Source organism: Flavobacterium resistens (assembly GCF_900182645.1).
GTDB lineage: Bacteria > Bacteroidota > Bacteroidia > Flavobacteriales > Flavobacteriaceae > Flavobacterium > Flavobacterium resistens.
In genome coordinates, this window is record NZ_FXTA01000001.1 from 371,932 (window position 1) to 386,993 (window position 15,062).

Annotated in this window: 12 protein-coding genes; 1 reads left to right on the top strand and 11 read right to left on the bottom strand. The window is 34.0% G+C overall.

Going from position 1 to position 15,062, the window contains the following annotated elements; genetic code table 11:
- Positions 1 to 46 precede the first annotated feature (46 nt).
- Entirely contained in the window at positions 47 to 1,990 is a 1,944-nt protein-coding gene (locus FN795_RS01540) for a glycoside hydrolase family 97 protein (RefSeq protein ID WP_142448985.1), read from the top strand.
- Positions 1,991 to 2,050: 60 nt separating this feature from the next.
- Here FN795_RS01540 and FN795_RS01545 read toward each other — a convergent pair whose 3' ends face one another.
- From FN795_RS01545 to FN795_RS01595, 11 genes are all read right to left on the bottom strand, one after another.
- Positions 2,051 to 2,671 carry a DUF417 family protein gene (locus tag FN795_RS01545; RefSeq protein ID WP_142448987.1) on the bottom strand — a complete coding sequence of 207 codons (621 nt, stop codon included), beginning with the start codon at positions 2,669 to 2,671 and terminating at the stop codon, positions 2,051 to 2,053.
- 79 nt (positions 2,672 to 2,750) lie between these two features.
- Complete coding sequence (locus tag FN795_RS01550; protein ID WP_142448989.1) at positions 2,751 to 3,563, bottom strand: helix-turn-helix domain-containing protein; 813 nt, start codon at positions 3,561 to 3,563, stop codon at positions 2,751 to 2,753.
- Between the two features lie 42 nt (positions 3,564 to 3,605).
- Positions 3,606 to 5,039, bottom strand: coding sequence for a glycosyltransferase family 2 protein (locus FN795_RS01555; RefSeq protein ID WP_142448991.1), 1,434 nt, complete (start codon positions 5,037 to 5,039; stop codon positions 3,606 to 3,608).
- A gap of 10 nt (positions 5,040 to 5,049) precedes the next feature.
- Entirely contained in the window at positions 5,050 to 5,871 is an 822-nt protein-coding gene (locus FN795_RS01560; RefSeq protein WP_142448992.1) for a hypothetical protein, read from the bottom strand.
- A 1-nt stretch (position 5,872) separates the two neighbouring features.
- Entirely contained in the window at positions 5,873 to 7,087 is a 1,215-nt protein-coding gene (locus FN795_RS01565) for a YaiO family outer membrane beta-barrel protein (RefSeq protein ID WP_142448994.1), read from the bottom strand.
- The gene (locus tag FN795_RS01570) at positions 7,087 to 7,452 is read right to left on the bottom strand and encodes a response regulator transcription factor (protein WP_035644357.1); all 366 of its coding nucleotides are present in this window, start codon (positions 7,450 to 7,452) and stop codon (positions 7,087 to 7,089) included. Before FN795_RS01570 ends, FN795_RS01565 begins: the two co-directional genes overlap by 1 nt.
- Before the next feature lie 75 nt (positions 7,453 to 7,527).
- On the bottom strand, positions 7,528 to 9,513 hold the full coding sequence (locus tag FN795_RS01575; protein ID WP_142448995.1) for a GAF domain-containing hybrid sensor histidine kinase/response regulator: 1,986 nt from the start codon (positions 9,511 to 9,513) through the stop codon (positions 7,528 to 7,530).
- 380 nt (positions 9,514 to 9,893) lie between these two features.
- The gene (locus FN795_RS01580; protein ID WP_142448997.1) at positions 9,894 to 11,312 is read right to left on the bottom strand and encodes a TolC family protein; all 1,419 of its coding nucleotides are present in this window, start codon (positions 11,310 to 11,312) and stop codon (positions 9,894 to 9,896) included.
- Positions 11,293 to 12,648 (bottom strand): HlyD family secretion protein, encoded by a 1,356-nt coding sequence (locus FN795_RS01585; protein ID WP_142448998.1) that lies wholly within the window; start codon positions 12,646 to 12,648, stop codon positions 11,293 to 11,295. Before FN795_RS01585 ends, FN795_RS01580 begins: the two co-directional genes overlap by 20 nt.
- A 2-nt stretch (positions 12,649 to 12,650) precedes the next feature.
- Positions 12,651 to 14,306, bottom strand: a complete 1,656-nt coding sequence (locus tag FN795_RS01590; RefSeq protein WP_142449000.1) for a peptidase domain-containing ABC transporter — start codon at positions 14,304 to 14,306, stop codon at positions 12,651 to 12,653.
- A 112-nt stretch (positions 14,307 to 14,418) separates the two neighbouring features.
- A complete protein-coding gene (locus FN795_RS01595) occupies positions 14,419 to 14,823 on the bottom strand; it encodes a hypothetical protein (protein WP_142449001.1) in 405 nt (134 codons plus the stop codon).
- Positions 14,824 to 15,062 lie beyond the last annotated feature (239 nt).

Genomic DNA, 15,062 nt, shown 5'->3' on the forward strand with positions numbered 1-15,062 from the left:
TTTTTTGAACATCAAACTTTACTAACCGACCAAAATACTACAAAAAATGAGATATTTCTTTCTTAGTTTTCTCCTATTCATCATTTCAAATTCGCTTCGAGCGCAACAACTTTCTACATTTAGTCCAGATAAAAATATAAAACTTGAAATTTCTGTCGATAATGGCTTTGCTTATTACCAAGTATTTTTCCAAGATGAAGAATTCCTTGCCAAGTCTCCGCTAGGATTAATAAGTTCTGCTGGTGATTTTACCAAAGGACTCAAATTAGTTGCAAACAAAACAAATAAAATTCAGGAATCGTATCAACTGAATCGCTCTAAAGTAAGTCAGGTAAGTTATAAAGCAAATGAAATAAATTGCACGTTTACAAATACTGCTAATGATATAATAAACATCATTTTCAGAGTTACAAATACCGATGTTGCTTTCGGTTATTTAATTCCGAAAAGCAAAAAAAACACTGGAAATTGTATTATTGAAAAAGAAATTACTGGTTTTAAACTTCCTTCAAAAACGACCACTTTTATCACACCTCAAGCGCCGCCGTTAAGTGGATGGGAAAAAACAAAACCATCTTATGAAGAAGAATATACGAGAGAAGAGCCAATTGGAACAAAATCACAATACGGACTAGGTTTTACTTTTCCTGCGCTTTTTCATTTGGGAAATAAAGGCTGGCTTTTGATTTCTGAAACTGGAATCAGTGGAAATTATGTCGGAACCCGATTAAGCGATGCAAGTTCGGAGGGAATTTATACGATTACTTTTCCGCAAGAAGGAGAAAACAACCATGATGGACCTGTTACCGCTACTGCTCTACTTCCAATGCAGACTTCATGGAAAACAATAACAATAGGAAAAACGCTGAAACCAATTGTGGAATCAACCGCAGCTACAGATGTTGTAAAACCGCTTGTAAAAACTTCAAAAATATTCGATTCTGGCCGTGCAAGCTGGAGCTGGATTGTTTGGCAAGATGAAAGTTGCAACTATAACGACCAAAAAACGTTTATAGATCTTGCGGCTGATATGAAATGCGAATTCATTTTAATCGATGCGCTTTGGGATGTTAATATCGGTAAAGAAAAAATGGCTGAATTGGTTAATTATGCCAAATCAAAAAATGTTGGCGTTTTGCTTTGGTACAATTCAAATGGAAATTGGAATACCGCTCCGCAAACTCCAAAAAACAAAATGAATACTTCAGAAGCCCGACGTTCAGAAATGAAATGGCTTCAAGAAATTGGCGTGAAAGGATTAAAAATTGATTTCTTTGGCGGAGATAAACAAGCTACAATGAAACTGTATCACGATATACTTGTCGATGCGGCAGAATTTGGTCTGAACATCAATTTTCACGGCGCTACACTTCCACGCGGTTGGGAACGAATGTATCCAAACTATATGACAAGCGAGGCTGTTTTGGCTTCTGAAAATTTGGTTTTCCAACAAGGATTTAGTGATCGATATCCATCAACAGCTACGATTTATCCTTTTACAAGAAATGCGGTAGCTTCAATGGATTTTGGTCCCGTTTTTCTGAATAAACGCCTGCATCGTGAAGCAAACAAAGGTACGATACGCAAAACTACAGATGCTTTTGAAATGGCAACGGCAGTTGTTTTCTTTTCGGCAGTGCAACATTGGGGATTAACGCCGGAAAACTTAAAAGAAAAACCTTCTTACTTATTTGATTATCTAAAAAATGTTCCAACCGTTTGGGATGAAACAGTTTATATAGATGGTTATCCTGGAAAATATTGTGTCATTGCCCGCAGAAAAAACACAAAATGGTATATCGCGGCCATTAATGGTGAAAATGCACCAAAAAATATCACGGTAAACTTACCAATGCTAAAAGGAAAAAATGTTTCTATTATAAATGATGGTGAAGGTCAGGAATCAAAATTCAGTACAAAGAAATTGGATAACGCTTCATTCAATTTGGAACTTTCTGCAAATGGCGGAACGGTTTTGTATATGCCTTAATTTTTCCGAAAAAATAAAAAATCCCTGTGTATTAAATGCACAGGGATTTTTTTTTATTTTTTACTGAATAAACGTTTTTGCTTTGCCAAGAATTCTCTTTGCACTATCAGATGCGATAATCAAACCACCACTCATCATAATTATATCTTTTAAGACTAATCGTCCTCCGACAGAAAGATACGGAAAACCAAACTCTGGTGTCGGGAAATCTCCTCCTAAATTTGGGACATAAACTTCAGGCGTTGTGATTAAAAATGATAAAGTGACAAATGACATTCCGAAAGTTAGGAGACCGCCCCAAAATCCAATTTTTGGAAACCAAATTCCTAAAAGAACCAATAAACCAATCGAAACGATTACAGTTCCAAGTCCATACGAAAAAATATAAGTGCCATTTTCTTCGTGCCATTTTATGTTTTTTTCTACTGTTTTACCTTCTAAATTTTTATATAAAGTGTACGCTTTCACTTGTTTACCTTCATCACTGGCAACCATTTTATTGGCATCCTTATAAAAGAAACCCATAAACGGACTGTTTGCGACCAACGGGACAATTCCATCGGCTTCATATTTAAAGGCTTTTAAACCTCCAATCCAAGCCATTACAATGAAAATAGCTATTCTTAAAAAGTGAACAAAGTTGTTTTGTCCGCCAGCAATAAATCTTATAAATTTTTCCATTTTGATTATGTTTTAAATACACACCAAAATTAGTTTAGAAGTGCCTGGATAAAAATGGACGTAAAGGAGTTTACATGGACTATTTTGCCACAATAGAAATACCGACTTCCTTTCGGAAATCCTTCGGGGAAATTCCGACATTCTTTTTAAAATATCTGCTGAAGTAAAACTCATCTTCAAAATTAAGATCAACGGCAATTTCCCGAATCGGTTTGACCGTTAAATGCAAAAGTTTTTTGGCTTCCAAAACAATGCGATCCTGTATAAGTTGTGAAGGTGATTTTCCGAAATGCTTTTTGATTCTTTTACTGAATGTATTGACCGTAAGTTTGTATTTAGAAGCATAAAAAGCCACTTCTTTGGCTTCTCGAAAATGTTCGTCAAGTAACTGCTGAAACTGTAAAATAGTAGCATTTCCAATCGATTCCTGAATTTCAGAAGGCATTTTCAACTGTTTTTCTTTGCTGCTCAATGCCAAAACAACCTGCAAATAGGATTTTAGTATCGAATCGTCATAATCAAGTTTGGAATCTTCCACCTTTTTCATTCTTTCAATGATGCTGATAATTTCCTCGTAAATAAAATCAGAAATGTTTACAAAAGGTTCTCTGTAAATATCATTAAACAAAATTCCGTTGCAGGCAACTTCTTTTTTATGATATTCAATACAATAAAAATCACCATGAAAACTTACTTGATTTATAAAAGGCGCTGAAGAATTATTCCATTTAAACAATTGATATGGAGATAAGAAAATGAGACTTTTTCCGCTACATTCATAATCCGTTAAATCAACTGAAAAAGAAGCATTTCCGTCAAATATCAGAATATAATAATACGGTTCGTTTATTTCTTTTCCAACAAAATCGGTTTTCTTTAATTCAATTTTCATAGCGGAACTCCTTTTTCAGAAATCGGATAATATAAAAATAACTTATTCTTTTTTAGTAAAACCTTTTCTGGTCATTTCGCCCCAGCTGTGCGTTCCCATTATTTTTTCTTTATATCCTACTAAAGCCGAATAAACGGTCATAGGATGAAAATATAAAGGTTCAATAAAAGCCGCTAAAAGAAGCTTGAAAAAATCGGCATGTTTTGGGTATTTATGAAAAGTACGTTCTTCGCTAAACAATGCCAAAACGGAAAAGAAAACGGCAAAAGTGTACACAAAAAGCAATAACAAAAGGAAAAAATGCCAGTTCAGCAAACCAAAAAGTATAAATATAACCGTTATTAAAAGGCCAATAAACTCAATTCCAGGTGCCAAAAATTCAAAGAATGTCCAATACGGAACACTTATCATTCCCAATAATTTATATTTAGGATTCATGAACATTCTTTTATGAAAGCTAAGGGTTTCGATTGTTCCTCGCATCCAGCGGCTGCGCTGTTTTTTGAATATTTTGAAATCTTCAGGGGCTTCAGTCCAGCAAAGCGGATCAGGAATATAACTTACCGAATAGGGCAATTTGTTTTCAAGCATATAACGGCGCATTCTAACGACCAATTCCATGTCTTCGCCAACAGTTTTTGTGCTATAACCTCCAGACAATAACGCAATTTCTTTATCGAATGCACCGAATGCGCCGGAAATCAATAATAATCCGTCCAGTCTTCCCCAAGCCATTCTTCCTAAAAGAAAAGCGCGCAGGTATTCTAAAACCTGAATTCTCGGAATCATGCTGTCTGGAATATTTACTTCGACTAAACGGCCATTTTTAATAATACACTGATTTGCAATTCTGACTACACCGCCTGTTGCAATAATGCGTTTCCCGTGCGATTCTAAGAAAGGTTTTGCCAGTTTCAAAAGAGAATCTTTGTCCAAAATACAATCTACATCGATACAAACTACATACGGATTTTGTGCAATATTTAATCCTACGTTTAAGGCATCGGCTTTTCCTCCGTTTTCTTTGTCGGCTACAATCAGTTTTTTGAAAGCGGCATTTCTGGACGTATAAATTCCTTTCAGTTTTTTGGTTTCAATTTGCTCGTGAAAATCAAAATCGGTCAAAACAAGATCATACTTCTTGATCAGGATTTCCATCGAATTGTCTTTACTTCCGTCATTTACTACAATAACCTGATAATTATTGTAATTTAATGAAAGTAATGATTTTACATTTTCTTCAATTGTAAAACCTTCATTGTAAGCAGGAGCTATCAAAGAAAGTTTAGGCGCAAACTCACTTGTAAGAAGCACTTCATAATCAACAAAACTATTTTTTTTAAGATAACTTCGAAGTTCTTTTGTAGAAAGATAGGCTAATATAAGATACGAAGACATGATCAATATAGCATAGCCCAAAATAAGCACTATGTATATATCCAAAAACCATATTAATTCGTTATTTAAAAAACTCATTGGCTTTTAATTAAACTGTTAATGTCTGAAACACGTTTTGCGCTTCGTATTGAATTAATTTATTTGGTGCGTGATCTATCAGTTGCGATACATACGGAAGTTTTTGCGTAAGCTTCAGCTCTTTTATAAGTTTTAATCCAAGTGTAATAACCGTTGTGTTTTTGGATTCTAACAAAAGCTCTACTCCTTTTGTATCGCCAATATCATGCTTTTTAAAAGCACCAATAATATTCAACTGCGTCCAGTCATCAATAGGATCTGGATGCTCGGCAAGATGTACAATGCCTTTTGTTCCGGCAAGTTTTATGCAAGCATTAATTGACGTGATTTTCAACGTCTTTTTTCTGGCTTTTGAAAATGTTATGATTGTTTCAAACGCTTCGTTTATATTAAACTCAGCCAATTCTGTAATTCCTTTGCATTTTATTTCCCATCTGAAGTTTCGTAGTTTTTTGAAAGAATCTTTTATTAAACCCGAATCTTGATAAAATTGTTCCAGTTTTTGAGCAAAAACACCATCGTAATTTTTATGAAGATTTATAATCGTCTCCATTACAACTTCTCTGAAAAAGGCTTTTTTGAAAAGCGCTGCCGAATCCTTATCTTTATTAATAACAAAAAAAGTAACATCTTCAAAAACAACAGCCGACATTAATTTTTCAATTAATTGACTGTATTCAATTCTGCGTTTTTCTCTGTTTATATTTTTATTTCGGCTCCAAATAATTACCAGATATAAAGCAAAAGAAGCTCCAATAAATAAGTATATTGAAAAGATGAGAAACGGTACAACCCAGTCGCCTTTTTCATATAATTCCCAAACTTTTTCCATATCAAAAGCGTTTAGTTACAATTAACTGGACATTAAATCTGTTTCTATATTCTCCAGGCGTATATTCCTCACGTTCATAAAGAAAAATTGGGCGCACGAAAAAAGAATCGCCTAAACGATGCTGATATTGTAATCCAACTCTAAAAGCTTCTAATGGTTGTGTAAAACCGTTATAAAGATACAAGTACGGAACTGTTCCGTATTGAAGTTCCAATCTTATGATTCTTTCTTTTTCTTCATTTGTTCTCTGCAAACTTAAAACATGAGAAAACAACGAATTTCCTGTATCATAATACGGTCTGTACGCTAATGTATAACTTCCAGTATTGTATGCAACCTGCCCCGTAAGCAATGTTATATCATCCGATTCAAAATGCATAAATCTTGCTCCAAATGCAAAATCAAATTTTTTAACTGGAGCAAAATAATATTCTAAACCAGCCTTTCCAACGGGAAATAGCGTTTCTCCTGTTGAAAGTCCGGCGTTGGCATATAAATAGCTTTTATTGGAAAATGTTTGGTAGAAATCAGTTTCAAAAAGCATTTGTGTATCATTTCCTGTGTTTCCAATGTTTGCGCGACCCACAATTGCTGATTTGCTGAATTTGTGTGAATATTCAACATACCCATAATGCAAAGGCGATTGTCCTGGTTCCGAAGTAGAAATATTAAGATAAGACGCTGCAATTGCATTTTTAGCTTTTTTACCAATAAGTGTTCGAATGCTTCTAAACGGCTGAGTGCTATTATCTGCAATTGATGCTTTTTCAATAACTTCCAACGCTTCCTGATCGCGATTCAGTTTTTCAAGACAAAATGCTTTTGTCTTTATTACATCTACCGATTTTGGGTCAATTGCTAAATATTTATCGCAATATGAAATACATTTTTCATACTGTTCCGACCAAAAATAAGTATTGATAATTGCCTGCAAAGCATCAGGATTCGGATTTGATCTGTCTGTTAATGGTGCTAATATTTTTATGGATGACGGATAGTCTTTTTTCCAGCTGTAAATTCGTCCTGTATACACCTGAATATCTTCATTTTCAGGGAATTTTGCACGCAAAGGCTCAACTAATGATAACGCTTTATCAAAATTTCCCTTTTCAGTTTCTTGTTTCGCTTGAGCTAAAACTGCATCGATATTTACTTCTTGTCCAAAAGAAATAGAAGAAACAAAAAGCAAAACTATTGAATAATATAGAAATTTCATTAAGCTTTGATTTTTAGCAACTTATTAATTCGAACTAAAAGAACGGCAGGACTGATTGGTTTTGCAATAAATTCATTTGCACCAATATCAAAAGAATCCAATTCTGTCTGTTCAACACCAGAAGAAGTAAGTATTATTATAGGAACGTCCGAATTAATCGTTTCCCTAACATACTGCGTAATTTCCATTCCGCTGATGCCAGGCATATTTATGTCGGTTAAAATCAAATCGTAATTGTTTTTTTCGATGGCTTCAAGCGCATCTTTTCCATCAGAAAACTGATCAACAGCAAATCCTTTGGATTCTAAGAAAAATGATAATGATTTGCGTAGGATATCATTATCTTCGGCTAAAATGATTCTCATTGTTATGATATTTTGAGGCAAAAAATGCTATTTATATTAGGCTTATATGTAAAGCTAAGGCTTATTTCTTTTTTATCAAAGCTCCTTCAGGATTTTAACGGTCTCTTCGATGCCGCAATGCAAAATGTTTATTTTATCGGCACTTTCTGATGTAAATTCTCCAAGTGAAGCTTCTTCTTCAATAGTCGACAAGCAATTTGTCAGATCAGTAAGCATGAAAATATCCAAACTGGATTTCATATTATGCGCCAATTTCTTAACTGTATCATGATCTTCATTTTTAAATGCTTCTTCAAGCTGAGCCGTTTGACTCGGAATTTTATCTAAAAAAAGATCAATCATTTCTTTTCTAAAATCAGGGCTTCCGCATGCCATTTCATCCAAAATAGAAAAATCAATAATTCTTCTTCTTCCATGATCAGCATCTTGACTCATAACCGTTTTTATCGCTTTTAAGAGCACGGCCTGTTTAAAAGGTTTTGGCACGTAGGCATTCATTCCAACTTTATAACAACGTTCCTGCTCTCCAACAAGAGAATGTGCAGTCATGGCAATGATGGGAACATCTGATTTCATTTCATTTCTGATGTATTCCGTTGTTTGATAACCATCTTTTATTGGCATTTGAAGATCCATCAAAACTAAATCATAGTTGTTCTTCGATAAAAGTTCAATGCCTTCTTCCCCATTTTCAGCTATATCCAATTCAAAACCAAAGTTTTGCACCACACTTTTTGCTAATTTCTGATTCAGTACGTTGTCTTCACAAAGCAAAATTTTTAGATTTCCAAGCTCATTTTTTGATATTGTTTTAACTGAATCTACTTTCGCATCTGCTTTTTTATAGGAAAGGACAAAAGAAAATTCTGAACCTCGTCCTTCTTTGCTTTTTACCTGAATTTCAGACTTTTGAAGTTCTATTAATTGTTTTACAATGTTTAATCCAAGTCCGGTACCGCCAAATCTTCGTGTTGTACTTTCTTCAGCTTGTGTAAAACGTTCAAAAATGGAGTTAAGTTTATCTTCTGGAATTCCAATTCCGGTATCTTTTACAGAAAATCGAAGCGAATAATGATCCTCTGTTTCTTCAATCTTTTTTACAGAAACCGTCACATCGCCATCATGCGTGAATTTTAGCGCATTTCCGATAAGGTTTACTAAAATCTGATTTAATCTTCCTTGATCGCCAATAACCATATCAGGCATATCGGCATCTAAAAAGAGATTGAATTCGACCTCTTTATGCGCTTTAACTTTTAATAAATTATAAACATGCTTAAGCGTTTTTTTCAGATTAAAAGGCTCGGAATCGATTGTTAAATTTCCTGATTCAATTTTAGAAAGATCCAAAATATCATTTACAATCAAAAGCAGATTTTCTCCTGCAATTTGAACACTTTCAATATAATCGCGCTGCGTTTCATCTAATTCTGTCTGCGCTAAAAGATCTGTAAAACCGATAATAGCGTTTAATGGCGTACGGATTTCGTGACTCATATTGGCCAAAAAACTGTCTTTTGCAAAAACAGCACGTTCCGCAATTTTTTTCTGAGCGGCCAACTCAATATTTTTAGTTCGAACTTCCAGCTGATTTATTACGTGTTTTGCAACAATCGAAAGTGCATTTCGTTGATTTTCATCCAATTTCTTTGTAACATGATCGATGGCACAAATGGTTCCGATGTTGAATCCATCTGGGGTTGTAAGTGGAACTCCAGCATAAAATCTCACTTTAAAACCTCCGGTAACATTAGGATCATCTTTAAAACGATCGTTCAAAAATGTGTCGTTAATTTCGATCATTTTTGACTCCATAATCGTGTATTTGCAAAAACTGATATCGCGGGGAACTTCAGAAACCCCTATTCCGATTTCAGATTTAAACCATTGTCTGCTTTCATCAATAAACGAAATATGGGCAATTGGTACACCGCAGATATAGGAAACAAGCTTTGTAGCATCGTCAAAAGCATGATCTGGAAGCGTATCTAATATATTATAACGTTTTAAGGCTGCTAAACGTTCAAATTCGTTCTCTGGAATTGGATTTTCTGTACTCATTAATTAAGTGGTAAAGGCTATAAAGTTACAGTATTTCGGCCAAAACTCGGCATAAATTAAAATCATGAAGTAATGTTTTTGCCTTATATTAATCTATTCAAAAGAATTGTAGGCCATTTCAGACTTGATATGTTTTTTATTTAACACATAGAAACATAGATTTTACTTAAATATAAAGAACTTAAAAAGAAACTAGTTTCTAACACATAGCCAACTATGTTTATTTTAAACAAGTGAAACGCCTTTTTATGCAACCCAAATCTATGTTTCTATGTGTTAGAATTAATTGAGTCAAGTAGCTAAAAACAAAAACAGCAGTAAAAAAAATTACTGCTGTTTTCTTCAATATAACCAACAACTAAGCGAACAAATAAAATTTTCTAATCTGGATTTGCCAGTATTTTGTATAATTCTGCATTTGAAATGTAAAACTGATTTTCAATGCTGATTTGAGACAGTTTTGCGCTCACTAAATTATTTTCTCTGGAATTAATCAAGAAAATAGAACTTTCGCCAAATGAAAACAGTTTTTCCTCTGAGTTTAGCATTGTTACATAATCCTTTACCAAATTATCAATTACCTTTTTTTGTCTTTTTAAAGACGATATTTCAGTCTGTTGGGCTTTAATTTTATTTTTCAGCTCCAATCTTTGCTGTTCGATATCAAACTGTATATCCTGAATTTTGAATTTTGCCAGTTTAAGGCTTCCTCTTTCTTTTCTCAAAAAAATCGGAATACTGAAGTCGACATTAAACTTGTAATCATCAGCGTTGAATGAACTCCAATAAGAAGGTTCTGAAATATAATTATAGCCTACATTCAACTTAGGAAGTAACGAATTTGCCTTCAATTTTCTGTTGATTTCCAACATATCCATCTTCGTTTCCAAAGCCTGAAGTTTTGGATGTGAGTCTAAACTTTCAACATTAACCATCATGGCATCTGTTTTTAAAGTTGTTTCCAATGTCTGAATCAGATTTTCTTCTGGTTTTACATTATCTTCCAATTCTACCGGTACGTTTTCAATCCATAAATAATTGGATAAATACAATTTTGCTTTGGCTAATTTCAGATTTCCATTTTCAACATTCAGCTGTCTGTTTCTTACTGTAATTCCCGCTTCAACACTATCAATTGCTGGCGCGTCGCCTAATTCGATCAACTTTTTTACGCCTTCAAAACGTTTGCTTGCAAAGCCTAAATATCGATTATAAAGTTCGGCTTCATTATAACTTTTTCTCCATTCAAAATACGCTTCGCTTGCTTTGTACAACACTTCAATTGCTTTTAATTTTCGTTGTGCATCGCTCAATTTTAATTGCAGTTTTCCTTCCCGAACGTCAGCCATTCTTTGATTGATGAACATTCCTTGTCCTAAAGCAACATTTATTCCCAAAGAAGTCAAACCCGCTTCTGGAGTTTTATTCTGCGGGTTATAATATTGTCCATCAGTGTCGTCAAAACCTGCTTTTATTTCAATTCCGTACCAAGTCGGAATTTTAAAACTGCTGTTTAATAACGAATAATATTCAGTTCCTTTAAATTCTTTTTTGCTGTAATCTACTTCAATTTTTGGATCAAATCCGCCACGTGCGACCATAAGCGCCGCCTGTGCATTGCTTATCTCAAGATTAGCCTGTTTTACCAGCGGATGGTATTTTTTTACATATCCTAAAAATTCGCTGTAACTTAATTCCTCTTTATTAAAATCCTGACCGTATGAAACAGGAAAACCGAATAAAAACAAAAGAGAAAACAGTCTTGCAACGTTTTTTAATCTATTTTTTGTCCTTTTCATATTTTGCCTCTTTTACATCTGACTTATAATAATTTGGCGGAAAACCATTCAGATTTCGCCATATTTCATACCATACCGAAACGGTTTCCAACAAGGCAATACTTTGTGCTCCTGCTCCAATGCTTAATTCTTTTGGCCATTTATTATCTGGACCATCTGGCGAAATAAGCACTCTGTATTTTCCATTAGAACTGATGAAATTTTCGATTGCTACAATTCTTCCTCCATACGTTCCATAAGATAATCCAGGCCATCCAGAAAATACGATTCTTGGCCATCCATCAAACCAAACTCTCACTTTTGCACCACGATGCACTAACGGAAGATCGATTGGATCGACATAAGTTTCGACAGCAATATCATAAATTGCCGGCATAATGCTCACAATTGGAGTTCCTTCTTTAATAGTTTCTCCCAAACCAGCCAACAAAGCGCGGTTTACATAACCACTTTGAGGCGCTGTAATGTAATACAAACCGTTTCTTAAACTGTAATTTACATATTGGTTTTCAAGTTTATTTACCTGAGCTTCTGTATCATACTGTGTGCTCAAGGCAGTGAATTTATCGCTTCTTGATTTCGAAATTTTTTCGGCATATTCAGCTGTAATTCTGTTAATTTCAACTCTTGCGTTTATCAGCTCGTTTTTACTGCTTAAAAGTTTGTTTTGCTGTGTGATGATATAAGCCTCAGATTCCTGAAGTTTCAGCCTTTTTTGCTCAACATCTGTCAGCGGTTTTAAGCCTTCTTTATTTAAAGCGGTCGAACGATCAAATTGTGTTTTAGCGATTCTTAACTGTGTTTTTACAGCTTCCAAATCCATACTGTCACTTTTAATTTTAAGTTGTGACTGTTTTATTTTATTCTGAGCTTGTTGCAATTTCAGTTCTCTTTCTGTGTTAAGCGATTTTGCCTGAACTTCAAGAGAATTTACTTTGTCACCATAGGATTCAACCGCCATTTTTTTGGCATCGACCTGCTGTTTTGTATTACCAACAAGATTTGGATCCAGGTAATCTTCTTTTACTTCAGAAATGAAAACAATCGTATCGCCTTTTTTTACATAATCTCCTTCCTGCACATACCATTTCTCGATTCTTCCGGCAATGGCGTTGTGAACCGTCTGTGGTCGCTGATCTGGTTTTAAGGTTGTAACTGAACCACTTCCTGAAATATTTTGTGTCCAAGGAAGAAAAAGACAACCAACAGAAAACAATAAAAATCCGATTATGACTCTGTTTAAAATTTTATAATGAGGCCTTCGGGCAACGTTTGTTATAGATGTGTATTTTCCCGGAGTTATGAGTATATTATTATCTTTTGATATATTGAGCATGATTATAGCTTTATGTCGTTAATAATTTTTCCGTCGTCAATGGTTATCATTCGGTCGCATTTATTCTTCCAAATATCATTTTTAGAAGTTACGATTACTGTCCAGTCATTTTCTTGAGAAAGTAAAAAATCAACAATTTTTCCTGATGTCAATTCATCCATTTTATCAACAGGATCTTCAAGGAACAAAATATTAGGCTTATTAACGATGCTTCGCGCAAGCAAAATCTTTTGAATATCTGAAGCCGAAAGTTCGTTACCGCCTGGATGAACTTGATGTTCCAGACCGTTAGGAAAAGTTTTGATGTCCGGCGTTAAGCCAACACTATCTAAAGCCCATTTTAGGTCATCATTATTTAGTTCTTCATTTCCAAAAAGAATATTTTCTCTAATTGTACCGGCAAAAAGCGTATCACCTTGTAAATAGGTTCCAGCCTGAGCTCTATAATTATCTTCATCAAGTCGGTTCATAAAAGTATCGGTCACATAAATAGCACCACTTTCTGGCTCTAGCAAACCTGCAAGTAATCGAAGTAATGTGCTTTTTCCTGCTCCGTTTGTTCCTCTCAAAATTATTTTTTCACCCTGATTGATTTTCAGATTGATATTTTTAAGGGACTTTTTATTATGATTTGGATAATTGTAAGCAACACTTTCAGTTTCGATTGTGATTCCTTCTTCATTTACAGCTGATTTTTCAGGAATACATGAAATTTCCATATCAGTTACCTGCCCGATTTTTTCTACAGATGTCAATACGTCATAAAAAGATTCTAGTCCGAAAATGATTTTTTCTACCGAATTGATCAGCAATACAATAACAATTTCAGCTGCTACAAACTGCCCGATGTTCATTTGATGGTGAATTACCAGAAAACCACCAATAGATAATAAGGCAGCCGTAACAATAACTTTAAAAATAGTAAGCTGAATGTATTGTTTTTTCATTACCTGAAAGTGCTTCTCACGGTTATCTACATATTTCGTTACATAGCCATCATTACGTTTCAGCGCATATTCAAAACCTCCTTTTCTTCGAAAACTTTCACGGTTACGGGCTATCTCCTGAATCCAGGCTGCCACTTTATATTTGAATTTTGATTCGTTAAGACTTGTTTCAAGACCATCTTTATAAGAAAATTTAAAAATGATATACAAAATGGCAATAAACAAAAGTCCGATTACCATAAAAAAGGAATGGTACAAAACCAATAATATGATTCCGAGTCCGACTTGCAAAAAGGCTGTACAAAAATCCAGAAGCAATTTTGCAGTTCCTTTTTGAACCATTAATGTATCGAAAAATCGGTTCGCTTTTTCGGGCGCATATTCAGAATACATTTCCTTAAATTTAATCAAAGGCATTCTGTATGCGAATTCAAACGATGAACGCACAAAAATTCGCTGTTGCAAATTCTCTACAATTCGAAGCTGCAAAATGGTTAAAACACCACCAAAACCAACTCCAATTGTTACCAGAATTACAAGAATAATCCAGGAAACACTGACTTGTCCGCTTTGAATAAAATTGATAATTGCCTGAATTCCCAGAGGAAGTGAAAGATTTACTAAACCGGCAAATGCGGCGTAAAATATAATTTGATATACATCGCGCTTATCGAGCGTGAGTAAGTTGTAAAAACGTTTAAAAGGTGTCATGAATTTATGTATAAATATTACATTAATAAATAATTATTAATTTACAAAAAAAAGTAATACACTGGATTTCAAGTATGTGTATTTTTTTTTAGCATCAAAAAAAAAATAATATTTATGCAATATTTTGAGGAGGTCTCAGATGAATTTTGCCATGAAATCCAAAAGAGAAAATTGGATTATTGATATCGTTTTTTCCTTTGGCATGAACCTGAAAATACAGATTAGCCATTGAGGAATCAAATGGAATTATATATTCAAACATCGGAATACCTTTTGCCTGTTTTGTTGATTTGGTTTCCTTTGTTTCGTAATCATCCAATTCTTCCGAAATGCCATCGCATTTGAATATTTTTTTTAAGAAATTGCATGTGATTCCTTTTACAGAATCCTGTTCGGTATTGTTATTTACAATCCTGACAAATGTCCCGGAGAAATTAATACTATTCATTAAAAAATAGCCAATCAGCAATGCGTGAACGCATTTACAAAAGATACTATTTTTAATTTTACTCAACATTTTTCTGTTCTTAAAGTGGCGCAAGTTAGAACGAAATTTTCGGTGCTACATTAAAACAACATTAGAATTGAATGTCTTTCTGTTATTTTTTTCTTAAAGAAAAATGAATGTTCAAAAACTGATTTTAATTACATTTCTATCTCAATTTATCTACACTTTTATATCAAGGTTTATCACTTTTCAGGGTAAAAACAAATTGTCTTGATCAAAATTATATCTGGTTTGATTTGCTGCATAAC

What these genes read in the sequence shown, in the direction of transcription:
- FN795_RS01540 (WP_142448985.1), top strand. Translation starts at nt 47, where the DNA reads ATGAGATATTTCTTTCTTAGTTTTCTCCTATTCATCATTTCAAATTCG.
- FN795_RS01545 (WP_142448987.1), bottom strand. Translation starts at nt 2,671, where the DNA reads ATGGAAAAATTTATAAGATTTATTGCTGGCGGACAAAACAACTTTGTT.
- FN795_RS01550 (WP_142448989.1), bottom strand. Translation starts at nt 3,563, where the DNA reads ATGAAAATTGAATTAAAGAAAACCGATTTTGTTGGAAAAGAAATAAAC.
- FN795_RS01555 (WP_142448991.1), bottom strand. Translation starts at nt 5,039, where the DNA reads ATGAGTTTTTTAAATAACGAATTAATATGGTTTTTGGATATATACATA.
- FN795_RS01560 (WP_142448992.1), bottom strand. Translation starts at nt 5,871, where the DNA reads ATGGAAAAAGTTTGGGAATTATATGAAAAAGGCGACTGGGTTGTACCG.
- FN795_RS01565 (WP_142448994.1), bottom strand. Translation starts at nt 7,087, where the DNA reads ATGAAATTTCTATATTATTCAATAGTTTTGCTTTTTGTTTCTTCTATT.
- FN795_RS01570 (WP_035644357.1), bottom strand. Translation starts at nt 7,452, where the DNA reads ATGAGAATCATTTTAGCCGAAGATAATGATATCCTACGCAAATCATTA.
- FN795_RS01575 (WP_142448995.1), bottom strand. Translation starts at nt 9,513, where the DNA reads ATGAGTACAGAAAATCCAATTCCAGAGAACGAATTTGAACGTTTAGCA.
- FN795_RS01580 (WP_142448997.1), bottom strand. Translation starts at nt 11,312, where the DNA reads ATGAAAAGGACAAAAAATAGATTAAAAAACGTTGCAAGACTGTTTTCT.
- FN795_RS01585 (WP_142448998.1), bottom strand. Translation starts at nt 12,648, where the DNA reads ATGCTCAATATATCAAAAGATAATAATATACTCATAACTCCGGGAAAA.
- FN795_RS01590 (WP_142449000.1), bottom strand. Translation starts at nt 14,306, where the DNA reads ATGACACCTTTTAAACGTTTTTACAACTTACTCACGCTCGATAAGCGC.
- FN795_RS01595 (WP_142449001.1), bottom strand. Translation starts at nt 14,823, where the DNA reads ATGTTGAGTAAAATTAAAAATAGTATCTTTTGTAAATGCGTTCACGCA.